1 rRNA gene is annotated in these 255 nt (G+C 64.7%); it reads left to right on the top strand.

Annotated features, from left to right (window positions below):
• A 23S ribosomal RNA gene (locus ACOQFL_RS22905) occupies positions 1-116 on the top strand; the annotation flags it as partial.
• Positions 117-255: the final 139 nt, after the last annotated feature.

Here is a 255-nt window from a genome sequence, read left to right as displayed (position 1 = left end):
CACCCCCCGTACGGGGGGATAAGGCACCCAGCAGATGACTGGGTTGATAGGCCCGACATGTACGCACAGCGATGTGTTCAGTGGACGGGTACTAACCCGCCGAACGACGACACCCCCATTTCCTCTGCCCCGGCAGGCACACCGGCAGGCAGGCACGCGATCTCGCCACCACTATACGGCTCCCACCCAACCACCACCCCCGATATCCTCGACAACCGCATACCGGCCGACCCGCTCGGCCCCCCAGTTTTGGGT

Source organism: Actinopolyspora sabaoui (assembly GCF_051225635.1).
Classification (GTDB): domain Bacteria; phylum Actinomycetota; class Actinomycetes; order Mycobacteriales; family Pseudonocardiaceae; genus Actinopolyspora.
This window is presented reverse-complemented; position numbering and strand designations above follow the sequence as displayed.